The sequence below is a fragment of the Streptomyces lancefieldiae genome (genome assembly GCF_031845825.1).
Classification (GTDB): Bacteria; Actinomycetota; Actinomycetes; order Streptomycetales; family Streptomycetaceae; genus Streptomyces; species Streptomyces lancefieldiae.
On record NZ_JAVRFH010000025.1, the window covers coordinates 80,971 to 103,660 of the forward strand.

Below are 22,690 nucleotides of genomic sequence, written 5' to 3' on the forward strand. Positions count from 1 at the left end.
CCTTCCGTGTTCAGGACTTATAGCCGCCGGTGCGGCCCGTCCGACGCGGCTTCGGCCGGTGCGCCGGCTCGCACGCCCCCCGGGCGCTCTCACAGTGCCCGCAGGTCGCTCCTGACCTTCGAACACGACGGCACCCCCATGCCGTTCGACAGCGGGCCGCGCTCGGCAGAACGCGCGGTCCGGCACGACAGCGCACCCCACAAAAGAAGGAACCCGCACTCATGACCCGTACCAGAACCGCGATGCTCGCTGCCCTGACGCTGGTCGCCGGCGCCTCCGGCACGGCCCTCGCCGCACACTCCGCGAACGCCGGCGCGGCGGCCCCCGCCTGTACCGTCGACTACAAGGTGCAGAACGACTGGGGCAGCGGCTTCACCGCTGCCGTGACCGTCACCAACAACGGCGCCGCCACGTCCAACTGGTCGGTGGGATGGACGTACGCCGGCAGCCAGAAGGTCTCCAACAGCTGGAACGCGAAGGTCAGCCAGAGCGGTGCCGCCGTCACCGCGGCCAACGAGTCCTACAACGGGACCCTGTCCACCGGCGGTTCGGCCAGCTTCGGCTTCCAGGCCACCTACAGCGGCAGCAACGCGATCCCGGCCACCTTCACCCTCAACGGCGTGACCTGCAACGTCGACGGCGGAGGCGGCCCGACCGACCCGCCGGACCCGACGGACCCGCCGGAGCCGGGCGCCAAGGTGAACAACCCGTACGACGGCGCCAAGGTCTACGTGAACCCGGAGTGGTCCGCCAAGGCCGCCGCCGAACCGGGCGGCAGCCGCATCGCGAACCAGCCCACCGGTGTGTGGCTCGACCGGATCGCCGCGATCAACGGCGTGAACGGCGGCATGGGCCTGCGCGACCACCTGGACGAGGCACTGGAACAGAAGGGCTCCGGCGAACTCGCCATCCAGCTCGTCATCTACAACCTGCCCGGCCGTGACTGCGCGGCCCTCGCCTCCAACGGCGAGCTGGGCCCGACGGAGATCGAGAAGTACAAGACGCAGTACATCGACCCGATCGCCGCGATCCTCGCCGACCCGAAGTACGCGGGCCTCAGGATCGTCACCACGGTCGAGATCGACTCGCTGCCCAACCTGGTCACCAACGTCACGCCCCGGCCGACCGCCACGCCGAACTGCGACGTGATGAAGGGCAACGGCAACTACCAGAAGGGCGTCGGCTACGCCCTGAACAAGCTCGGCGACATCGGCAACGTCTACAACTACGTCGACGCCGGCCACCACGGCTGGCTCGGCTGGGACGACAACTTCGGCGCCTCGGCCGACATGTTCAAGACGGCCGCCACCACCGAGGGCGCGACCGTGGGCGACGTCCACGGCTTCATCGTCAACACCGCCAACTACAGCGCGCTGAAGGAGAACAACTTCAAGATCACGGACAGCGTCAACGGCACGTCCGTGCGCCTGTCCAAGTGGATCGACTGGAACCGCTACACCGACGAGCTGTCCTACGCCCAGGCCATGCGCGACAAGCTGGTCTCGATCGGCTTCGACCAGAACATCGGCATGCTGATCGACACCTCCCGCAACGGCTGGGGCGGCACGGCCCGGCCCGCCGGTCCCGGCCCGCAGAGCAGCGTCGACGCCTACGTGGACGGGGGCCGCTACGACCGCCGCATCCACCTCGGCAACTGGTGCAACCAGTCCGGAGCCGGCCTCGGCGAACGCCCGCAGGCCAGCCCCGCCGCCGGGATCGACGCGTACGTGTGGATGAAGCCCCCGGGCGAGTCCGACGGCGCGAGCGAGGAGATCCCGAACCCTGAGGGCAAGGGCTTCGACCGGATGTGCGACCCCACGTACGAGGGCAACGCGCGCAACGGCAACAACCCGTCGGGCGCCCTGGGCAACGCCCCGATCTCCGGGCACTGGTTCTCCGCGCAGTTCCAGGAGCTGATGAAGAACGCCTACCCGCCGCTGCCGTAAGCGGACTCCCGGCCAGGTGACGCCGTCGGGGTCCGGTCCTTCGGGCCGGGCCCCGGTGGTTCTTTTTGCGGTTACGGCAACATGACTTGCCCCGACGCGGTGAGTCGTCGCAGGCTGACGGCACCGCTAACGGGAGGCTGACCACCATGGCACACGACCACCACCAGCACGACGCCGGACACCGGCACGGCCATGACCACGACCACTCCGACCTCGACTGGGCCGAGGTGGCCCCGCTGCTCGAGGCCCAGGCCGAGCTGTACGCGCCGCTGTACCGGCGGGCCATGGACTGGCTGGCACGCGACGTGCCCGAGCCCGGGCTGGTCGTCGACGTCGGCAGCGGACCCGGCGTCGTGTCCGGCCTGTTCGCCGAGGCCTTCCCCGGTGCCCGCGTCGTCGCCGTCGACGGTTCCGGACCGCTGCTGGAGCGGGCCCGCGACCGCGCCGCCCGGCTGGGCGTCGCCGACCGTGTCGGCACCCTCGCCGGCGACCTGCCCGGTGTGCTGGCCGAGCTCGACTACCCCGCCGACCTGATGTGGGCGAGTCAGAGCCTGCACCACCTCGGCGACCAGCGGGCGGCCCTCGCCGCTCTCGCCGGGCACCTCGCACCCGGCGGCACGCTGGCGGTCCTGGAGGGCGGGCTGCCCGCCCGGTTCCTGCCCCGTGACCTCGGCATCGGGCGACCCGGGCTGCAGGCCCGGATGCACGCGGTGGAGGAGGACTCGTTCGCCGAGATGCGCGCGAGCCTGCCCGGCTCCGTGGCCGAGACCGAGGACTGGCCCGCGATGCTGACCGCCGCCGGCCTGAAGCACACCGGCACCCGCAGTTTCCTGCTGGACCTGCCCGCTCCCGTCTCCGACGAGGCCCGGGCGTACGTCACCACCACCCTGTCCCGCCTGCGCGACCGGATCGGGGACGGCCTCGACGCCGTCGACCGGGCCACGCTGGACCGGCTGCTCGATCCCGGGGACGAGGCGGGCGTGCACCGGAGGCAGGACGTGTTCGTGCTGGTGGCGCACACGGTCTACACGGCCGTACGACCGGCCTGACACGGACGAAGGGGCCCGGTCACCGACCGGGCCCCGGCCTGTCCGGCCATTCCTGGTCGGACAGGCCCTGAGCGGGCGTCCGCTCACTCCCCGTTGAGCTCCGCCGGGTCCGGACCCAGGCGCCGGTCCTCGTTCAGCGCGCTGATCGCCGCGAGGTCCTCGGTGTCCAGGGCGAAACCGAACACGTCGATGTTCTCCTTGATCCGGGACGGCGTCACGGACTTCGGGATCACCACGTTGCCGATCTGGAGGTGCCAGCGCAGCACGACCTGGGCCGGGGTGCGGCCGTGCTTCTGGGCGATCGCCACGATCGCCGGGATCTCCAGGATGCCCTTGCCGGAGCCGAGCGGGGACCAGGCCTCGGTGGCGATGCCCTGCTCCGCGTGGTACTCGCGGGCGACGTGCTGCTGGAGGTGCGGGTGGAGTTCGATCTGGTTGACCGCCGGGATGACCGACGTCTCGCCGATCAGCCGCTCCAGGTGCTCCGGGAGGAAGTTGGAGACGCCGATGGCCCGGATCCGGCCGTCGGCGTGCAGCTTCTCGAACGCCTTGTACGTGTCCACGTACCGTTCCTTGGCCGGCATGGGCCAGTGGATCAGATACAGGTCCACGTACTCGAGACCCAGCTTCTCCAGCGACGTGTCGAACGCCCGGAGGGTGGAGTCGTACCCCTGGTCCTTGTTCCAGAGCTTGGTGGTGACGAAGAGGTCCTCGCGCGCCACGCCCGAGGCGGCGATCGCCTTGCCGGTGCCCTCTTCATTGCCGTAGATCGCCGCTGTGTCGATGCTGCGGTACCCGGCCTCCAGGGCCTGGGCGACGGCCGTCTCGGCCTCGTCGTCCGGCACCTGCCATACGCCGAAACCCAGCTGGGGCATCTCGACGCCGTTGTTCAGGATGATCGGGGGGACCTTGCTGCTCACGAGCTCTTGATCCTTCGGTTGTCGTCAGGTGGTACTCCCATCGTCAACGATCACGAGCCGTGATGCATTCCTGACCGGCGAACTCACGCCGTGTACAGCGCCTCGACCTCCGCGCCGTAGGCCTTCTCGATGGCCCTGCGCTTGAGCTTCAGCGACGGCGTCAGCAGACCGTGCTCCTCGGTGAAGGGCTGGGCCAGGATGCGGAAGGTGCGGATCGACTCGGCATGCGACACGAGCGTGTTGGCCGTGACGACCGCGCGCCGCACCTCCGTCTCGAGATCGGCGTCGTGCACCAGGTCCGCCGGGGACGTCCGCGGTTTGTTGCGCATCGTCAGCCAGTGCTCGACCGCCTCCTGGTCGAGGGTGACGAGGGCGGCGACATAGGGGCGGTCGTTGCCGACGACGATGCACTGGTTGACCAGGGGGTGGTCCCGTACGCGCTCCTCCAGCAGGCCCGGCGAGACGCTCTTGCCGCCGGAGGTCACCAGGATCTCCTTCTTGCGGCCGGTGATGGTGAGGTAGCCGTCCTCGTCGAGCGAGCCGAGGTCGCCGGTGGCCAGCCAGCCGTCGCGCAGGGCGTCGTCGGTGGCCTTGGGGTTGTTGAGGTAGCCCTGGAAGACGTTGTCGCCGTTCAGCAGGATCTCGCCGTCGTCCGCGATGCGCACGGTGACGCCCGGGACGGGGCGGCCGACCGTGCCGTAGCGGGTGCGCCCGGGCGGGTTGGCGGTGGCCGCCGCCGTGGACTCGGTCAGGCCGTAGCCCTCGTAGATCTGCACGCCCGCGCCCGCGAAGAACAGGCCGAGCCGCCGGTCCATCGCCGAGCCGCCCGACATGGCGTTGCGGATGCGTCCGCCCATCGCGGCCCGCACCTTGGAGTAGACGAGCTTGTCGAAGAGCTGGTGCTGCACGCGCAGGCCCGCCGACGGGCCGGGGCCCGTGCCCCAGGCCTTCGCCTCCACCGCCTCCGCGTACTTCACGGCCACGTCGACGGCCTTCTCGAAGGGACCGGACCTGCCCTCCTTCTCGGCCTTGCGCCGGGCCGCGTGGTACACCTTCTCGAAGATGTAGGGCACCGCCAGGATGAAGGTCGGCCGGAAGGCGGCCAGGTCGGGCAGCAGCGCGGCGGCGTTGAGCTGCGGCTGGTGGCCGAAGCGGACCCGGCCGCGGATCGCCGCGACCTCCACCATCCGCCCGAAGACATGGGCGAGCGGCAGGAACAGCAGGGTCGCCGCCTCGTCGCCCCTCCTGGAGTGGAACACCGGCTCCCAGCGCTCGATGACGGTGTCCGCCTCGTACATGAAGTTGCCGTGCGAAATGACGCAGCCCTTGGGGCGGCCCGTGGTGCCGGAGGTGTAGATGACGGTGGCGACCGTGTCCGGCGTGACCGCCTTGCGGTGCCGGTGCACCACCTCGTCGTCGAGGTGGGCCCCCGCGTCGTACAGCTCCTGGACGGCGCCGGAGTCGAGCTGCCACAGGCCGCGCAGGTGCGGCAGCCGGTCGATGACGGTGGCGATCGTCATCGCGTGGTCCTCGTGCTCCACGACCGCCGCCGTCACCTCGGCGTCGTACAGCATCCAGAAGCACTGCTCGGCCGAGGAGGTCGGGTAGACGGGCACCACCTGGGCGCCGATCGCCCACAGGGCGAAGTCGAAGAGCGTCCACTCGTAGCGGGTGCGGGACATGACGGCGACCCGGTCGCCGAAGCGGACGCCCTGGGCGAGCAGGCCCTTGGCGAGGGCCAGCACCTCGTCGCGGAACGCGCCGGCGGTCACGTCCCGCCACTGCCCGGCCTCGTCCTTGCGGCCCAGCGCGATGTGCCGCGGGTCCTCCTCGGCATGCCGGAAGACCACGTCGGCCAGACCGCCCACCGGTGGTGCCGACGTCGACGGAGGACTGGTGTACTCGCGCAAACCCCGCTCCCCGCTCCTGGTGACGCCCCCGCACAGCGCGGTGAAAGCTACCCCACGCCCGGCGGGGGCGGCAGGGGCGTCACCTGCGCACAGCGCTCGTGTTCGCGCTGGTCAGCGAGAGGAAATGCGCTCACAAGGGGAAGGGTCGGACAGTTTCCTGACGGTTGGGTAAGGATGGCCGCCGTAATCTCCACCGAATCTGTACGACGTGGTTACCGCCGGTACGGGGGCGCTGGGACGGCTCGCTCGTCCCGGGGCGAGCAGCTCACCTGTCCGAGGCCCGTGTGCTGAGGACGGTGCAGGCGGTCGCCGCCCGCCAGGATCGCCGACGCCAGGGCGTCCGCCGCGTCCTGGGCCGAGGCCCGGCGCCGGCCGTGCACCAGCACGAAGTCGACCCGGCCCAGTTCCGGAAGTCCGGCCCGGTCCGGCACCCGCACCAGGCCGGGCGGAACGAGTCCCCGTGAGTGCGCCATCACGCCGAGGCCCGCGCGGGCCGCCGCGATCAGGCCGTTCAGGCTGCCGCTGGTGCACGCGATGCGCCACTCGCGGCCCTGCCGCTGCAGGGCCTCCAGCGCGAGCGCACGGGTGATGCCCGGTGGCGGATAGACGATGAGCGGCACCGGGCGGTCCGGGTCGACGCGCAGCCGCTCGGCGCCGATCCACACCAGCCGGTCGCGCCAGACCGGCTCGCCCCGCGGGTCCTCGGGCCGCCGTTTGGCCAGCACCAGGTCGAGCTTCCCGGCGGCCAACTGCTCGTGCAGCGTGCCCGACAGCTCCACCGTCAGTTCCAGGTCGACCTCCGGGTGGTCGTGCCGGAAGCCCTCCAGGATCTCCGGCAGCCGGGTCAGCACGAAGTCCTCGGACGCCCCGAACCGCAGCCGCCCCCGCAGGCGGGTACCGGTGAAGAAGGCCGACGCCTGCTCGTGCACCTCCAGGATCCGCCGGGCGAAACCGAGCATCGCCTCGCCGTCCTCGGTCAGCTCCACGGAGTGCGTGTCGCGGGTGAACAGCTGCCGGCCGGTGGCGTCCTCCAGCCGCCGCACGTGCTGGCTCACGGTCGACTGGCGCAGCCCGAGCCGCCGGGCGGCCTGCGTGAAGCTCAGCGTCTGGGCCACCGACAGGAACGTACGCAGGTGGGAGGGGTCGTACACGAGGCTCACCGTACACCCGGTCATCGCGCGTCGTGATGACAGTGAGAGCGGTGTACCGGATTCCCGATCGCGACAGGAGGGAGCAGGATGGAGAGGGGAGCCGTAATCGGACCACAAGTGAACGAGTAAGCGAACGAGCAAGTGGAGCACCGTGATACGCCTGCGCCTGCCGCGTCGGATGCCGATCGACCCGTACATCCTGCTGCTGCTCGGGACGGTGGGCCTCGCGGCGCTGCTGCCGGCCCGCGGCACGGGCGCGGACGTCGCCTCCGGCGCCTCCACCACCGCGATCGCCTTCCTCTTCTTCCTCTACGGCGCCCGGCTCTCCACCCGTGAGGCGATGGACGGGCTGCGGCACTGGCGGCTCCACGTCACCGTGCTGGCCTGCACCTTCGTCGTCTTCCCGCTGCTGGGCCTCGCGTCCCGCGGGCTCGTCCCGGTCTTCCTGACCGACCCCCTCCACCAGGGCCTGCTCTTCCTCACCCTGGTCCCGTCGACCATCCAGTCGTCGATCGCCTTCACGTCCGTCGCCCGCGGCAACGTCCCCGCCGCGATCTGCGCGGGCTCCTTCTCCTCGCTGGTGGGCATCGTCGTCACGCCGCTGCTGGCCGCCGCCCTGCTGGGCAGCGGCGGGGGCGGGTTCTCCGCCGACTCGGTGGTGAAGATCGTGCTGCAACTGCTGGTGCCGTTCGTCGCCGGGCAGGTGCTGCGCCGCTGGATCGGGGGCTTCGTCGCCCGGCACAAGAAGGGGCTCGGGCTCGTCGACCGCGGTTCGATCCTCCTCGTCGTCTACACCGCGTTCAGCGAGGGCATGGTGCGGGGCATCTGGCACCAGGTGAGCCCCGTCCGGCTGGCCGGCCTGCTGGCCGTGGAGGCGGTACTGCTCGCTGTGATGCTGCTGCTGACCTGGTACGGGGCCAAGGGGCTGGGCTTCGGCCGGGAGGACCGGATCGCGATCCAGTTCGCCGGGTCGAAGAAGTCCCTCGCCGCCGGTCTGCCGATGGCGAGCGTCCTGTTCGGTGCGCACGCCTCACTGGCCGTGCTGCCGCTGATGCTCTTCCACCAGATGCAGCTGATGGTGTGCGCGGTCATCGCCAAGCGCCGGTCGCACGACCCGGAGGCGGTCGCGTCGGACGAGCGGGACGCTGCCGCGCACACGACCGTGGGCAGCGGGTCACGGCCGGCCTGAGCCCGGCCACCGCCGGCAGCGGTCGGGCCGGGCCGGGTGACGCGGCGGCGACGGCGGGGTCGGGACGACGGCGGGGTCGAGACGGGGCCCCTGCGGCGCAGGGGGCGCTCCCCGCCGGCCGGGGCCCCGTCGCCGTGCCGCGGGCGACCGGGTCAGCCCTGGGCGGCCGCGGCCCGCAGGGCGACGCGGTCCTCGCCCGCGTACACGTTCATGGAGGTGCCCCGCAGGAACCCCACCAGCGTCAGTCCCGTCTCGGCGGCCAGGTCCACCGCCAGCGAGGACGGCGCCGACACCGCGGCCAGCACCGGGATGCCCGCCATCACGGCCTTCTGCGCCAGCTCGAAGGAGGCCCGGCCCGACACCAGCAGGACGGACCGGGACAGCGGCAGGTCACCGTTCTGCAGGGCGCGGCCCACCAGCTTGTCGACCGCGTTGTGCCGGCCCACGTCCTCCCGTACGTCGACCAGTTCCCCGTCCTCGGTGAACAGGGCCGCCGCGTGCAGCCCGCCGGTCCGGTCGAAGACCCGCTGGGCGGCACGCAGCCGGTCGGGCAGGTCCGCCAGCAGCTTTGGGGTGACGCGGACCGGGGGAGTGTCGGCGATGGGCCAGCGGGCCGTCGTGCGCACCGCGTCCAGGCTCGCCTTGCCGCACAGCCCGCAGGACGAGGTCGTGTAGACGTTCCGCTCCAGCGTGATGTCGGGGATCGGCACGCCCGAGGCGGTCTTCACGTCCACCACGTTGTACGTGTTGGAACCGTCGACCGTGGCGCCCGCGCAGTAGACGATGTTCTGGAGATCGCCCCGCTCGGCGAGCACCCCCTCGCTGACCAGGAACCCGGCCGCCAGGGCGAAGTCGTCGCCCGGCGTGCGCATCGTGATCGCGAGCGGTCTGCCGTTCAGCCGGATCTCCAGCGGTTCCTCGGCGACGAGCGTGTCCGGGCGGGTGGAGACCGCACCGTCCCGTACGCGGATCACCTTGCGTCGTTCCGTGACTCGTCCCATGTCGCGTGTCCCGTGTCCTGTCCCGTGTGCCGTGTCCCGCGTTGCGTGTTCCGGTCAGTCCCGGTTCTGTACGTGCTGGTAGCCGAAGCGGCCCTTGATGCACAGGTTGCCGTGGGTCACCGGGTTGTCGTGCGGCGAGGTGACCTTCACGATCTCATTGTCCTGCACGTGGAGGGTGAGGTTGCAGCCCACTCCGCAGTACGCGCACACCGTCGTCGTCCCGCTCTGCCGCGCCTCGTCCCAGGTGCCCGCCGCGCGCATGTCGAACTCCGACTTGAACGACAAGGCCCCCGTGGGGCAGACCTCGATGCAGTTGCCGCAGTAGACACAGGCCGAGTCGGTCAGCGGGGCGTCGTGCTCGACCGCGATCCGGGCGTCGAAGCCGCGGCCGGAAACAGAGATCGCGAAACTGTTCTGCCACTGGTCGCCGCAGGCGTCCACGCACTTGTAGCAGAGGATGCACTTGCCGTAGTCGCGCACGTACAGGTCGTTGTCGACGCGCGGCTCCTCGTCGACACGGGCCGCCTCCGGGCCGAAGCGGTCCGGTTTCGCCTCGTACTCCTTGATCCACTGCGCGGCCGAGGGGGTCGTGGAGAGGTCGACCGAGGACGCGAGCAGTTCGAGGACGACCTTGCGGCTGTGCCGGACGCGCTCGGTGTCCGTCCGCACCACCATGCCCGGCTCCGCCCGGCGCGAGCAGGCGGGGGCGAGGGTCCGGGCGCCCTCGACCTCCACCACGCACACCCGGCAGGCGTTCTTCGGGGTGAGGGTGTCGCCCTGGCACAGGGTCGGGACGTCCGTACCGGCGGCCCGGCAGGCGTCGAGGATCGTCGCCCCCTCGGGGACCCGGGCCTCCTGCCCGTCGAGGGTGAAGTCCACCGGACGGCGCGGTACTCCGAGCGGTATCGCGGTCATTCGTAGGCCCCCAGTCGGTCGATGGCGGATTCCACGGCGTTCCACGCGGTCTGCCCCAGACCGCAGATCGAGGCGTCCCGCATCGCGCGGCCGACCTCCCTGAGCAGCACGATGTCGTCGGCGGCGGCCGCCCCCGCGCGCTCCACGATCCGGTGCAGCGCCTCCTCCTGGCGCACGGTCCCGACCCGGCACGGCACGCACTGCCCGCACGACTCGTCGCGGAAGAACTCCGCGATGCGCAGCAGCAGACGCGGGAGCGGGACGGTGTCGTCGAAGGCCATGACGACGCCGGAACCGAGGGTCGTGCCGGCCGCCCGGGTTCCCTCGAAGGTGAGGGGGATGTCGAGTTCGTCGGGCCGTACGAAGCCGCCGGCCGCCCCGCCGAGCAGCACCGCCCGCAGCCCGTCCCGCACTCCGGCCAGGGCGAGGAGCTCGCCCAGCGTCGCACCGAAGGGCAGCTCGTACACGCCGGGGCGTGCCACGCTCCCCGAGACGCAGTACAGCTTCGGGCCGGTGGAGGCCTTCGTGCCGGTCGCGGCGTACGCCGGTGCGCCCAGCGTCAGGATCGGCAGTACGTTGACCAGCGTCTCGACGTTGTTCTCCACCGTCGGCTTGCCGAACAGGCCCTTCTCCACGGGGAACGGCGGCTTGGACCGCGGCTCGCCGCGGTAGCCCTCGATGGAGTTGAACAGGGCCGTCTCCTCGCCGCAGACGTACGCGCCGGCGCCCCGCCGGATCTCGATGTCGAAGGCGTAGCCCTGCCCGAGGACGTCGTCGCCGAGCAGGCCCCGGGTGCGCGCCTGCTCGATCGCGTGGCGCATGCGGTGCGTCGCCCGCGGATACTCGCCGCGCAGGTACAGGTGGCCCTTGTGCGCGCCGGTCGCGTACGCGGCGATCGTCATCGCCTCGACCAGCGCGTACGGATCGCCCTCCATGAGGACACGGTCCTTGAAGGTGCCCGGCTCGGACTCGTCGGCGTTGCAGACGAGGTGGTGCGGGTGGTCGGGCTGGGCGGCCGTGGCCTGCCACTTGCGGCCGGTGGGGAACGCGGCGCCGCCGCGGCCGAGGAGGCCGGAGTCGGTGACCTCGCGGATCACCCCGGCGGGGCCCAGCTCGAAGGCCCGGCGCAGGGCCGTGTAGCCGCCGTGGGCGCGGTAGTCGTCGAGGGAGGCGGGGTCGGTGGTGCCGATGCGTGCGAGGAGGATCAGGGCGGGGTCGCCCGCCTGGGGGACCGCTGCGGCGGGCGGGGGTTCGGTGGCGGCGGACTCGGGGGCGGTGGCGGCGCGGACAGCGGTGTCGGCGGTGGCGGGGGCGCAGACGGCGGTGGCCCGAAGGGTGTTCCGCCCCCGCCGCTCCTGCCCCTTCCCGGCCCCGGGGGCCGTGCCCCCGGACCCCCCTTCGGCCCGGACGGCCTCGTCCTCGATCGCCGGACGGGCCGGATCGTCCCCCGCCGCCGGAAGGGCCGGGGGCTTTCCCGCTCGTATCGCCAGGGTCGCCGGTGCGCGCTCGCACAGACCCAGGCACGGGCCGCGCTCGACCCGTACCCCGCTCTCCGGGCCCAGGCGTGCCTCGACGCCCGCGCACAGGTCTCTCGCTCCGGCCGCCGTGCACGCCAGGTCGGTGCAGACGTGCAGCACCGTCGCGGGGCGTGGGCGGACCGAGAACATGGAGTAGAAGGTGGCGACCCCGTACGCCTCGGCCGGCGGGACCGTCAGGCGCCTGCACAGGTAGTCCAGGGCGCCCTCGCTGATCCAGCCGACCCGGTCGTTGACCGCGTGCAGCCCCGGCAGCAGCAGGTCGCGGCGGTCCCGGGCCTCCCGCCCGCCGCGCGCCCACCGCAGGTCGGCGTCGGTGCGGTCGGCGCCCTCCCAGGACGACTCGGGAGGGCCGAGCAGGGCGTCCACGGCCGCGCGTTCCTCGTCCGTCGGCTTGCTGTCACCGAAGCGCAGGTCCACTGGTGCTCACCTTCTCGATCCGGATCGCCGAGGCCTTGAACTCCGCCGTCCCGGCGATCGGGCAGTTGGCCTCGATGGTCAGCTGGTTGGTGTCCACCTCGTCGGGAAAGTGGAAGCTCATGAAGGCGAGCCCCGGCCGCAGCGCGGTGTCGACCCACACGGGCGCGACCACCGACCCGCGACGCGAGGTCACCCGTACCTCCTCACCGACCGCCACCCCGTACCGCTCGGCGTCCTCCGGGCACAGCTCGACGGACTCGCCGCGCCGCAGCGGGGACGAGTAACCCCCGCTCTGGACCCCCGTGTTGTAGGAGTCGAGCCGTCGGCCCGTGGTCAGCCGGATCGGGTACTCCTCGTCGGTGAGGTCCACCGGCGGGTCGTGCCGGACGATCCCGAAGGGTGCGCGGGGGCCCCGCCTGACCGGGTCCGTCTCCCACAACCGGCCGTGCAGATAGGTCGGTTCGAGCGCCTCCGTGCTCGGGCACGGCCACTGGAGGCCCTGGTGCTCCTCCAGGCGCGCGTACGTCATCCCGTGGTGGTCCGGCGACAGGGAGCGCAGCTCGTTCCAGACGGCCTCCGCGTCCGGGTACTTCCAGACGTGGCCGAGGCGGGCCGCCAGGTCGCAGAGGATGTCGATGTCCTCGCGGGCCTCGCCGGGCGGGGTGACGGCCCTGCGGACGCGTTGGACGCGCCGCTCGCTGTTGGTGGTGGTGCCCTCGGTCTCCGCCCAGCCGGCCGTCGCCGGCAGGACCACGTCGGCCAGTTCCGCGGTTCTGGTGAGGAAGATGTCCTGGACGACGAGGAAGTCCAGCGCCTTCAGGCGGCGCACGGCCTGTTCGCTGTCCGCCTCCGACTGCGCCGGGTTCTCGCCGATGCAGTAGACGGCCCGCAGGGTGCCCTCCTCCATGGCCTCGAACATCTCCGTCAGGGTCAGCCCGTGCCGCGGCTGCATGACGGTGCCCCAGGCCGACTCGAACTTCAGCCTGACCTCCGGGTCGAGGACGTCCTGGAAGCCGGGCAGCCGGTTGGGGATCGCGCCCATGTCGCCGCCGCCCTGCACGTTGTTCTGGCCCCGCAGCGGCTGCAGCCCGGAGCCGTAGCGGCCGACGTGGCCGGTGAGGAGGGAGAGGTTGATCAGGGCGCGGACGTTGTCGGTGCCGTTGTGGTGCTCGGTGATGCCGAGGGTCCAGCAGAGCTGGGCACGCTCGGCGCGGGCGTAGGCGTGCGCCAACTGGCGGATGGCGGCGGCCGGTACGCCGGTCACCTTCTCCGCGAGGGAGAGGGTCCACGGCTCGACGAGCGCCCTGTACTCCTCGTAGCCGGTGGTCGCCCGCTCGATGAACGCCTCGTTGGCCAGCCCCGCGTGGATGATCTCGCGGCCGATCGCGTGCGCCATCGGGATGTCGGTGCCGACGTTCGGGCCGAGCCAGCTCTCCGCCCACTCGGCCGTGGAGGTGCGGCGCGGGTCGACCGCGTACATCCGGGCGCCGCCCCGGATGCCCTTCAGCACGTGCTGGAAGAAGATCGGGTGCGCGAAGCGGGCGTTGGAGCCCCACATCACGATCACGTCGCTGTGCTCGATCTCCTCGTACGACGACGTCCCGCCGCCCGAGCCGAAGGCGGCCGAGAGGCCCGCGACGCTCGGCGCGTGGCACGTGCGGTTGCAGGAGTCGACGTTGTGGGTGCCCATGACGACCCGGGCGAACTTCTGCGCCACGTAGTTCATCTCGTTGGTCGCGCGGGCGCAGGAGAACAGCCCGAACGCGCCGCGCGCGGCCGCCAGGCCCCGGGCGGTCCGGTCCAGGGCCTCGTCCCAGGTGGCCCGGCGCAGGGGCGCGTCCCGCGAGTCCCGGACGAGGGGATGGGTGAGGCGGGTGTAGGTCTTCGGGCTCCGGTCGCGCCCGTCGCGGCCCTTGCGCCCGTCGCGGTCGGTTCGGTCGCGGTCGCTTCGGTCGCGGTCGGATCGGATTCGGTCGGATCGGATTCGGTCGGGTCGGGTTTGGTCGGGTCGGTTTCGGTCGCGTTCGCTCATGCGGCACTCCTCAGCGCGAGCAGGTCCGACAGGGCGTGCACGGTGCGCAGGGTGGGCACCGGGACCCCGGTGATCTCCGCCAGTTCGACGACGGCCGCGAGGAGGACGTCGAGCTCGAGCGGCTTGCCGCGCTCCAGGTCCTGGAGCGTGGAGGTGCGGTGGTCGCCGACCTTCTCGGCGCCCGCGAGCCGGCGTTCGATGGAGACGCCGACCTCGCAGCCGAGGGCCCCGGCGACCGCGAGCGTCTCGGTCATCATGGTCTCGATGACCCGGCGGGTGCCGCCGTGCCGACACATCTGCCGCATGGTGGCGCGGGCCAGGGCGCTGATCGGGTTGAACGAGATGTTGCCCAGCAGCTTCAGCCAGATGTCGCCCCGCAGGTCCGGTTCGACCGGGCACTTCAGGCCGCCGGCCCGCATCGCCTCGCTGAGGGCCAGGCACCGGGCGGAGACACCTCGGCCGGGCTCGCCGACCGAGAAGCGGGTGCCTTCCACGTGCCGGACCACGCCCGGCTCCTCGAGTTCGGTGGCCGCGTAGACGACGCAGCCGACGGCCCGTTCCGGCGCGAGCACCGCACTGACCGCGCCGGCCGGGTCCACACTTTCCAGTCGGCGCCCGTCGTACGGGCCGCCGTGCCGGTGGAAGTACCACCAGGGGATGCCGTTCTGGGCGGCCACGACCGCCGTGGTGTCGTGCAGCAGCGGCTCGATCAGCGGCCCGCACGCCGCGTACGAGTGGGCCTTCAGCCCGAGGAACACGTAGTCGGCCGGGCCGACTTCGGCCGGGTCGTCGGTGGCGTGGGGGTGCGCGGTGAAGTCGCCGCGCGGGCTGCGCACCCGTACTCCGCACTGCCTCATGGCCGCCAGGTGCGGTCCACGGGCGATGAGATGGACGTCGGCGCCCGCGCGGTGGAGCGCGGCGCCGACGTAGGCGCCGATCGCCCCGGCACCGAGGACTGCGACTTTCATGGCGAGGGAGCTCCGTTCGGTCGAGGGATACCGAGGAACTGCCGACTGGACTCCGATACGACGGATACGACGGATACGACGATGCGGCGGATACGGCGGTACGTTGTTCTGTCGACGAAATATTGTCTACAGTATGGGAGTTGCCCCAGCAAGGCTTTGTGCAGCACCGGTGGTTGTCTGCTCAACCGACTTCTCAACCGTCTCCCGCGTCCCTACGGTTGGGGACTCATGAGTCCCCCCGTCGCACCCCCCGGCTGGAGCCGCTGGCTCGTTCCCCCCGCCGCGCTCTCGGTCCACCTCTCCATCGGCCAGGCGTACGCCTGGTCCGTGTTCAAACCGCCCCTGGAATCCGCGCTCGGCCTCAGCGGCACGCAGAGCGCGCTGCCCTTCCAGCTCGGCATCGTCATGCTCGGGCTGTCGGCCGCGTTCGGCGGCACGCTCGTGGAGCGCCACGGGCCGCGCTGGGCGATGACCGTCGCCCTGGTCTGCTTCTCGTCCGGCTTCCTGCTCTCCGCGCTGGGCGCGGCCCTCGAGCAGTACTGGCTGATCGTCCTCGGCTACGGCTTCGTCGGCGGGATCGGCCTCGGCATCGGCTACATCTCGCCCGTCTCGACGCTGATCAAGTGGTTCCCCGACCGGCCCGGCATGGCCACCGGCATCGCCATCATGGGCTTCGGCGGCGGCGCGCTCATCGCCTCCCCCTGGTCGGCGCAGATGCTGGAGTCCTTCGGCACCGACAGCCCGGGGATCGCCCTCGCCTTCCTCGTGCACGGACTGACGTACGCCGTCTTCATGCTGCTCGGCGTGCTGCTGGTGCGGGTGCCGCGCCCGAAGGGGCGGGCGGACGGCGAGCCGGACGCACTCGAGGGCGTCCAGGTGTCCGCGCGGGGAGCGGTGCGCACCCCGCAGTTCTGGCTGCTGTGGATCGTGCTCTGCATGAACGTCACCGCCGGCATCGGCATCCTGGAGAAGGCCGCACCGATGATCACGGACTTCTTCGCCGACACCTCCACGCCGGTGACGGTGACCGCCGCCGCCGGGTTCGTGGCCCTGCTGTCGGCGGCCAACATGGCGGGCCGGATCGGCTGGTCCTCGGCCTCCGACCTGATCGGACGCAAGAACATCTACCGGGTCTACCTCGGCGCCGGCGCGCTGATGTACGCGCTGATCGCCCTGTTCGGCGACTCCTCCAAGGTGCTCTTCGTCCTGTGCGCCCTCGTCGTCCTCTCCTTCTACGGCGGCGGCTTCGCCACGGCCCCCGCCTACCTCAAGGACCTCTTCGGCACCTACCAGGTCGGCGCGATCCACGGGCGGCTGCTCACCGCCTGGTCCACGGCCGGCGTCCTCGGACCGCTGATCGTGAACTGGATCGCCGACCGGCAGGAGGAGGCCGGACGGCACGGCTCGTCCCTGTACGGGCTGTCGTTCGTCATCATGATCGGGCTGCTGGTCGTCGGCTTCGTCGCCAACGAACTCGTGCGGCCGGTCCACGTCCGCCACCACGTGTCCACCGCTCCGGAGCCGAAGGAGGCCACCGATGCCCGACGACAGCAGCCAGAGTCCGCCTGACCTGCCCGACCGCCGGCCGCTGATCGCGTTCACCTGGCTGTGGGTGGGCGCGCCGCTCGCCTACGGGCTGTACGAACTTGTCCGGAAGGCGACCCAGCTGTTCACCGGGTGACGCCTCCAGGTGCGTCCGGGATGCTGACCGAAGCCGACAAGGCGGGCACCCGTTCTCTGTCGCTTCACCTGCCGTCGTACCCGTCGGTCACTCATCACACTGGTGGACCCCGTACCCGAGGCAACGAGGAATCCACTCATGCACGGCTCCCGCATCACCGCCGTCGGCCACTACCAGCCCACCGGGATTCTCACCAACGAGGACCTGGCGGGCATGGTCGACACCAGCGACGAGTGGATCAGGAGCAGGGTGGGCATCCGGTCCCGCCGCATCGCCGGGCCCGACGAGCCGGTCGACGAGCTGGCCGGCCACGCCGCGGCCAAGGCCCTCGCGTCGGCCGGCCTGACGCCGGCCGACGTGGACCTGGTGCTGGTCGCCACCTCCACCGCGATCGACCGTTCCCCGAACACCGCCGCCCGCGTCGCGGCCCGCCTCGGCATAACGGAACCCGCCGTGCTGGACCTCAACGTCGTCTGCGCGGGCTTCACCCACGCCCTGGCCACCGCCGACCACGCCGTCCGGGCCGGCTCGTCGAGCAGGGCCCTTGTCATCGGCGCGGACAAGATGTCCGAGGTGACCGACTGGACCGACCGCACCACCTGCGTGCTCGTCGGCGACGGGGCGGGGGCCGCCGTCGTGGAGGCCTGTGCCCCGGGCGAGGAAGCGGGGATCGGCCCCGTGCTGTGGGGGTCGGTGCCCGAGATGGGCAACGCGGTCCGCATCGAGGGCACGCCCCCGAGGTTCGCGCAGGAGGGGCAGAGCGTCTACCGCTGGGCCACCACGCGGCTGCCCGCCATCGCGCGCCAGGCCTGCGAGCGGTCCGGACTGGAACCGGCCGACCTGGCCGCGGTCGTCCTGCACCAGGCGAACCTGCGCATCATCGAACCCCTCGCCGCGAAGATCGGCGCCGTCAACGCCGTCGTCGCCCGGGATGTCGTCGAATCCGGCAACACCTCGGCGGCGAGCATCCCGCTCGCCCTCTCCAAGCTGGTGGAGCGCGGCGAGATCACCACCGGGGACCCGGTCCTGCTCTTCGGCTTCGGCGGAAACCTCTCCTACGCCGGGCAGGTCGTCCGCTGTCCCTGACCGGCCCCGGTGAGCCGTGGTGTGACGTGGACTACTCCCGGCCTCCGGTTTCCCGTGCGCCGTAGACTGTAGACGAAAGACAATCGATACTCGGCGTACCGGCCGTACCGCCTCCGAGGGGGGACCGATGTTGTCCGCAGGACTGCCGCAGGGCGCGGTGCCCAGGCTGGAACGGCCGGGCCCGCTGCGCGACCGGGTCTACGAGGCGCTGCTCGAACTCATCACCACGCGTGCCCTCCAGCCCGGCCAGCACCTCGTCGAGAGCGAACTCGCCGGTCACCTCGGTGTGTCGAGGCAGCCCGTGCGCGAGGCCCTGCAGCGGCTCAACACCGAGGGGTGGGTCGATCTGCGCCCCGCGCAGGGGGCGTTCGTGCACGAGCCGACGGAGGAGGAGGCCGACCAGCTCCTGACGGTGCGTACGCTCCTGGAGGCCGAGGCCGCCCGGCTCGCCGCCGCCAACGCGGGCAGCGCGGGCGTGACCGCCCTGGAGGAGCTGTGCGAGGAGGGCGAACGGGCCGTCGCCGCCGACGACGTGGACGCGGCCGTCGCCTCCAACGCCCGCTTCCACGCGAAGGTCATGGAGCTGGCCGGCAACGCCGTCCTCGCCGAACTGGCCGCGCAGGTGGACCGCCGGGTGCGCTGGTACTACACGCCCATCGCCCGGCAGCGCGGCCGGCAGTCCTGGATCGAGCACCGCCAGTTGATCGCGGCCATCACCGACCGGGACGAGCAGGCGGCGACGCGGCTGATGCGCGAGCACACGGAGCACACCCGGCGCTCGTACCACGCGCGTTCCACCTCCTGACGCCCGGACCGTCCCGTTTCCGGCTGGTCCGCCCCGACCTGGCGTGACCCGGCCCGGCCGGTGGCCGACCTCCTTTGTCCTCTCAGTGGAGAAAGTTCGCAGCAATTCATGCGCGACTTCTTCCCACACCCGACGCCCGCTGCTACGTTCCCTCCGAAAGCAAGCCACGGACGCGACCGAAACCGGCGCGCTCAAGCCATTGAGGCGGGGAGGGGCTCGTGAGACGCATGACGGCACGACCCGCGAACGCCCACCAAGCCCGACTGCTCCAGCTGTTGCGCGACGGTGGCCCCAACTCCCGGGCCCAGCTCGGCGACCAGGTGGACCTCTCCCGGTCCAAGCTGGCCGTGGAGGTGGACCGGCTGCTGGAGACGGGGCTGGTCGTGGCCGACGGACTCGCCGCCTCGCGCGGCGGGCGCCGTTCCCACAACGTCCGCCTCAACCCCGAACTGCGCCTGCTCGGCGTCGACATCGGCGCGACCTCGGTCGACGTCGCCGTCACCAACGCCGAACTGGAGATCCTCGGGCACATCAACCAGCCCTTGGACGTACGCGAGGGACCGGTCGCGGTCTTCGAGCACGTACTGTCCATGGCCGCCAAGTTGCGGGCCTCGGGTCTGGCGGAGGGCTTCGACGGCGCCGGCATCGGCGTCCCGGGACCGGTCCGCTTCCCCGAGGGCGTGCCGGTGGCTCCGCCGATCATGCCGGGCTGGGACGGCTTCCCCGTGCGGGAGGCGCTCAGCCAGGAACTCGGCTGCCCGGTCATGGTCGACAACGACGTGAACCTGATGGCGCTGGGGGAGCAGCACGCGGGCGTCGCCCGCACCGTGCCCGACTTCCTCGTCGTCAAGATCGGTACCGGTATCGGCTGCGGCATCGTCGTCGGCGGTGACGTCTACCGGGGTACGACGGGCAGCGCGGGCGACATCGGGCACATCCAGGCCGTGCCCGACGGACGCCCCTGCGCCTGCGGCAACCGGGGCTGCCTGGAGGCCCACTTCAGCGGCGCGGCACTGGCCCGCGACGCCACGGAGGCCGCCCAGCAGGGCCTGTCGGCCGATCTCGCGAACCGGCTGGAGGCGAACGGGGGCCTCAGCGCCGCCGACGTCGCCGCCGCTGCCGCCGCGGGCGACGCCACCGCACTCGAACTGATCCGGGAAGGCGGCCGCAGCACCGGTCAGGTCATCGCCGGCCTGGTCAGCTTCTTCAACCCGGGTCTCGTGGTGATCGGCGGCGGGGTGACCGGCCTCGGCCACAACCTGCTCGCCGCGATCCGCACCCAGGTCTACCGCCAGTCGCTGCCGCTGGCGACCGGCAACCTGCCCATCGTCCTGGGGGAGTTGGGCCCCACCGCCGGAGTCATCGGCGCGGCCCGGCTGATCAGCGACCACCTGTTCTCACCCGCGTAGACACCGTTCGGTTCCCGAGCTCACCAGCACAGCGCTCCACCCGGCCCTGCCCTGCTCCGTACCGTCACGCCCTGCTCCGCCCTGTCCTGCTCTGCTCTGCCCTGACACCGGCCCGCACGCCCGCCGAGGGGACCACACATGGCACCAGAATCACCGCTGCTCAGCATGTCCGGCATCACCAAGTCCTTCCCCGGCGTCCGGGCCCTGGACGGCGTCGACCTCGACGTCCAGGCCGGCGAGGTGCACTGCCTGCTCGGCCAGAACGGCGCCGGGAAGTCCACCCTCATCAAGGTGCTGGCCGGTGCCCACCAGCCCGACACCGGCACCATCCGGTGGCGCGGCGAGGACGTCACCCTGCGCTCGCCCATCGCGGCCATGCGCCTCGGCATCGCCACCATCTACCAGGAACTCGACCTGGTGGAACACCTGTCGGTCGCCGAGAACGTCCACCTCGGCCACGAGCCGACCGCCGCCGGCTTCGTCGTACGGGCAAGGGCGGCCAAGGCGTCGACGGCCCAGCTCCTCAGGCGACTCGGGCACCCGGAAGTCGATCCGGGACGGCTGGTCGGGGAACTCTCGGCGGCGCAGCAGCAGATCGTGTCCATGGCGCGGGCGCTCTCGCACGACGTACGGCTGATCGTGATGGACGAGCCGTCCGCCGCGCTCGACCCGGACGAGGTCGACAACCTCTTCCGCATCGTCGCCGACCTCACCGCCGACGGAGTCGCCGTCGTCTACATCTCGCACCGCCTGGAGGAGATCCGCCGCATCGGCGACCGGGTCACCGTCCTCAAGGACGGCCGGGCCGTCGCCGGCGGGCTGCCCGCCAAGTCGACGCCGACCCGGGAGGTGGTGGCGCTGATGACCGGACGCAACGTCGAGTACGTCTTCCCCGACCGGCCGGCCTCGCCGCCCCGGGGTGAGCCCGTGCTGAGCGTGCGGGGACTGACCCGGGACGGCGAGTTCGCCCCCCTCGACCTGGAGGTCCGCCCCGGCGAGATCGTCGGCCTCGCCGGACTCGTCGGCTCCGGCCGCTCCGAGATCCTGGAGACGGTCTACGGCGCCCGCAGGGCGAGCGCCGGCCAGGTCCTCGTCGACGGCAGTCCGCTGCGGCCGGGCAGTGTGCGCGCCGCCGTCCGCGCCGGGCTCGGGCTCGCCCCCGAGGAACGCAAGGCGCAGGCCCTGCTGATGCTGGAGTCCGTCACCCGCAACGTGTCGGTCTCCGCCATGTCCCGCTTCTCGCGCGGCGGCTGGATCGACCGCGGCGCCGAACTGAACGCGGCCCGCACGGCGACCCGAGAGCTGTCGCTGCGGCCCGACAACCCCTCCGTGCCCGTGCGCACCCTGTCCGGCGGCAACCAGCAGAAGGCGGTCCTCGCCCGCTGGCTGCTGCGCGGCTGCAAGGTCCTGCTGCTCGACGAACCCACCCGCGGCGTCGACGTCGGCGCCCGCGCCGAGCTGTACGCGGTCATCCGCCGCCTCGCCGACGAGGGCCTCGCCGTCCTGCTGGTCTCCAGCGAGGTGCCCGAGGTGCTCGGCCTCGCCGACCGCGTGCTGGTGCTGCGCGAGGGCCACGTCGTGCACGAGGCCCCCGCCCGCGAACTCGACGAACACCGCGTACTCGACCTCGTGATGGAAGGAAGCCCGGCGTCATGACGCAGCACGTGTCCCCGCCACGGGGCGGCACCGGCAAGGCGGCACCGGTCGACGGTCCGCCCGCCTGGCGGAGCCTCACGGCCCGCGCCGACCTCCGCACCCTCACCCTGCTCGGCGTGCTCGCCGCACTGGTCCTCATCGGCGGCATCACCCAGCCCGACGCGTTCCTCGACACCCGCAACCTGCAACTGGTGCTCACCCAGGCGTCCGTGATCGGCGTCGTCACCGTGGGCATGACCTTCGTGATCGTCTCCGGCGGCATCGACCTGTCCGTGGGCGCCATCGTCGCCCTGTCGTCCGTGTGGGCGACCACCGTCGCCACCCAGGAGTACGGCTTCGCCGGCATCCTCTTCACCGCCGTGGTGGTCGGCGTGGGCTGCGGACTGGTCAACGGGGTGCTCATCGCGTACGGCGCGATGGTCCCCTTCATCGCCACCCTCGCCATGCTGGCCTCGGCGCGCGGTCTCGCGCTCCAGATCACCGACGGCCGGACCCAGGTCGTCACGGTCCCCAGCGTCCTGGACCTCGGCGAGCGCGATGCCTACGTGCTCGGCATCCCGCCCCTGGTCCTGGTGTTCGCGGCCGTCACCGTCATCGGCTGGCTGGTGCTCAACCGGACCACCTTCGGACGCCGCACGGTCGCCGTCGGCGGCAACGCGGAGGCCGCCCGGCTGGCCGGCATCGACGTCCGCCGCCAGCGGCTCTACCTCTACCTGCTCTCCGGCCTGTGCTGCGGCATCGCCGCCTTCCTGCTGATCGTCCTGGCCGGCTCCGGGCAGAACACCAACGGCAACCTCTACGAACTCGACGCCATCGCCGCCGCGATCATCGGCGGCACCCTGCTCAGCGGCGGGCGCGGCACCATCGTCGGCTCCGTGCTCGGCGTCCTGATCTTCACCACCATCACCAACATCTTCGCCCTGAACAACCTGCAGAGCGACGTCCAGCAGATCGCCAAGGGAGCGATCATCGTCGCCGCCGTGCTGGTCCAGCGCCGTACCGCAAGCACGCACTGAG

General features: G+C 71.8%; 18 protein-coding genes. 10 read left to right on the forward strand and 8 right to left on the reverse strand.

Annotated features, from left to right (window positions below; genetic code table 11):
- The first annotated feature begins 221 nt into the window (after nt 1-221).
- Both RM812_RS23525 and RM812_RS23530 read left to right on the forward strand, forming a co-directional pair.
- Nucleotides 222-1,946, forward strand: a complete 1,725-nt coding sequence (locus tag RM812_RS23525) for a glycoside hydrolase family 6 protein (protein ID WP_311575231.1) — start codon at nt 222-224, stop codon at nt 1,944-1,946.
- A 146-nt stretch (nt 1,947-2,092) separates the two neighbouring features.
- The gene (locus RM812_RS23530; RefSeq protein WP_311575232.1) at nt 2,093-2,995 is read left to right on the forward strand and encodes a class I SAM-dependent methyltransferase; all 903 of its coding nucleotides are present in this window, start codon (nt 2,093-2,095) and stop codon (nt 2,993-2,995) included.
- Between the two features lie 83 nt (nt 2,996-3,078).
- Here RM812_RS23530 and RM812_RS23535 read toward each other — a convergent pair whose 3' ends face one another.
- The 3 genes from RM812_RS23535 to RM812_RS23545 all read right to left on the reverse strand — a co-directional run bounded on the left by RM812_RS23535 (nt 3,079) and on the right by RM812_RS23545 (nt 6,976).
- Nucleotides 3,079-3,915: an aldo/keto reductase gene (locus RM812_RS23535; protein WP_311575233.1), complete on the reverse strand. Its 837-nt coding sequence runs from the start codon at nt 3,913-3,915 to the stop codon at nt 3,079-3,081.
- Nucleotides 3,916-3,998: 83 nt separating this feature from the next.
- Nucleotides 3,999-5,825: an AMP-dependent synthetase/ligase gene (locus tag RM812_RS23540; RefSeq protein WP_311575234.1), complete on the reverse strand. Its 1,827-nt coding sequence runs from the start codon at nt 5,823-5,825 to the stop codon at nt 3,999-4,001.
- A gap of 212 nt (nt 5,826-6,037) precedes the next feature.
- Nucleotides 6,038-6,976 carry a LysR substrate-binding domain-containing protein gene (locus tag RM812_RS23545; protein ID WP_311575235.1) on the reverse strand — a complete coding sequence of 313 codons (939 nt, stop codon included), beginning with the start codon at nt 6,974-6,976 and terminating at the stop codon, nt 6,038-6,040.
- Between the two features lie 178 nt (nt 6,977-7,154).
- On the opposite strand from RM812_RS23545, the gene RM812_RS23550 reads away from it, so the two are divergent.
- Nucleotides 7,155-8,165, forward strand: coding sequence for a bile acid:sodium symporter family protein (locus RM812_RS23550; RefSeq protein ID WP_311575263.1), 1,011 nt, complete (start codon nt 7,155-7,157; stop codon nt 8,163-8,165).
- 152 nt (nt 8,166-8,317) lie between these two features.
- On the opposite strand, the gene fdhD is transcribed toward RM812_RS23550, so the two are convergent.
- From fdhD to RM812_RS23575, 5 genes are read right to left on the reverse strand one after another with little or no spacing between them, the layout of a single operon-like run.
- Complete coding sequence (fdhD, locus tag RM812_RS23555; RefSeq protein ID WP_311575236.1) at nt 8,318-9,166, reverse strand: formate dehydrogenase accessory sulfurtransferase FdhD; 849 nt, start codon at nt 9,164-9,166, stop codon at nt 8,318-8,320.
- Nucleotides 9,167-9,220: 54 nt separating this feature from the next.
- Nucleotides 9,221-10,081 carry a 2Fe-2S iron-sulfur cluster-binding protein gene (locus tag RM812_RS23560; protein WP_311575237.1) on the reverse strand — a complete coding sequence of 287 codons (861 nt, stop codon included), beginning with the start codon at nt 10,079-10,081 and terminating at the stop codon, nt 9,221-9,223.
- A complete protein-coding gene (locus RM812_RS23565) occupies nt 10,078-12,036 on the reverse strand; it encodes an NAD(P)H-dependent oxidoreductase subunit E (RefSeq protein ID WP_311575238.1) in 1,959 nt (652 codons plus the stop codon). Before RM812_RS23565 ends, RM812_RS23560 begins: the two co-directional genes overlap by 4 nt.
- Nucleotides 12,017-14,068 (reverse strand): molybdopterin oxidoreductase family protein, encoded by a 2,052-nt coding sequence (locus tag RM812_RS23570; RefSeq protein WP_311575239.1) that lies wholly within the window; start codon nt 14,066-14,068, stop codon nt 12,017-12,019. Before RM812_RS23570 ends, RM812_RS23565 begins: the two co-directional genes overlap by 20 nt.
- On the reverse strand, nt 14,065-15,036 hold the full coding sequence (locus RM812_RS23575; protein ID WP_311575240.1) for a 2-dehydropantoate 2-reductase: 972 nt from the start codon (nt 15,034-15,036) through the stop codon (nt 14,065-14,067). Before RM812_RS23575 ends, RM812_RS23570 begins: the two co-directional genes overlap by 4 nt.
- A gap of 228 nt (nt 15,037-15,264) precedes the next feature.
- Between RM812_RS23575 and RM812_RS23580 the strand changes: the two genes are divergently transcribed.
- The 7 genes from RM812_RS23580 to RM812_RS23610 all read left to right on the forward strand — a co-directional run bounded on the left by RM812_RS23580 (nt 15,265) and on the right by RM812_RS23610 (nt 22,689).
- Nucleotides 15,265-16,605 carry an OFA family MFS transporter gene (locus RM812_RS23580; RefSeq protein ID WP_311575241.1) on the forward strand — a complete coding sequence of 447 codons (1,341 nt, stop codon included), beginning with the start codon at nt 15,265-15,267 and terminating at the stop codon, nt 16,603-16,605.
- Nucleotides 16,574-16,717 (forward strand): MFS transporter small subunit, encoded by a 144-nt coding sequence (locus RM812_RS23585; RefSeq protein WP_311575242.1) that lies wholly within the window; start codon nt 16,574-16,576, stop codon nt 16,715-16,717. Before RM812_RS23580 ends, RM812_RS23585 begins: the two co-directional genes overlap by 32 nt.
- Before the next feature lie 138 nt (nt 16,718-16,855).
- Nucleotides 16,856-17,803 carry a beta-ketoacyl-ACP synthase III gene (locus RM812_RS23590; protein WP_311575243.1) on the forward strand — a complete coding sequence of 316 codons (948 nt, stop codon included), beginning with the start codon at nt 16,856-16,858 and terminating at the stop codon, nt 17,801-17,803.
- A 127-nt stretch (nt 17,804-17,930) separates the two neighbouring features.
- Complete coding sequence (locus RM812_RS23595) at nt 17,931-18,608, forward strand: GntR family transcriptional regulator (protein ID WP_311575244.1); 678 nt, start codon at nt 17,931-17,933, stop codon at nt 18,606-18,608.
- A gap of 227 nt (nt 18,609-18,835) precedes the next feature.
- Nucleotides 18,836-20,017, forward strand: coding sequence for an ROK family transcriptional regulator (locus RM812_RS23600; protein WP_311575245.1), 1,182 nt, complete (start codon nt 18,836-18,838; stop codon nt 20,015-20,017).
- Nucleotides 20,018-20,155: 138 nt separating this feature from the next.
- Nucleotides 20,156-21,673: a sugar ABC transporter ATP-binding protein gene (locus RM812_RS23605; protein WP_311575246.1), complete on the forward strand. Its 1,518-nt coding sequence runs from the start codon at nt 20,156-20,158 to the stop codon at nt 21,671-21,673.
- Entirely contained in the window at nt 21,670-22,689 is a 1,020-nt protein-coding gene (locus RM812_RS23610) for an ABC transporter permease (protein WP_311575247.1), read from the forward strand. Before RM812_RS23605 ends, RM812_RS23610 begins: the two co-directional genes overlap by 4 nt.
- Nucleotide 22,690 lies beyond the last annotated feature (1 nt).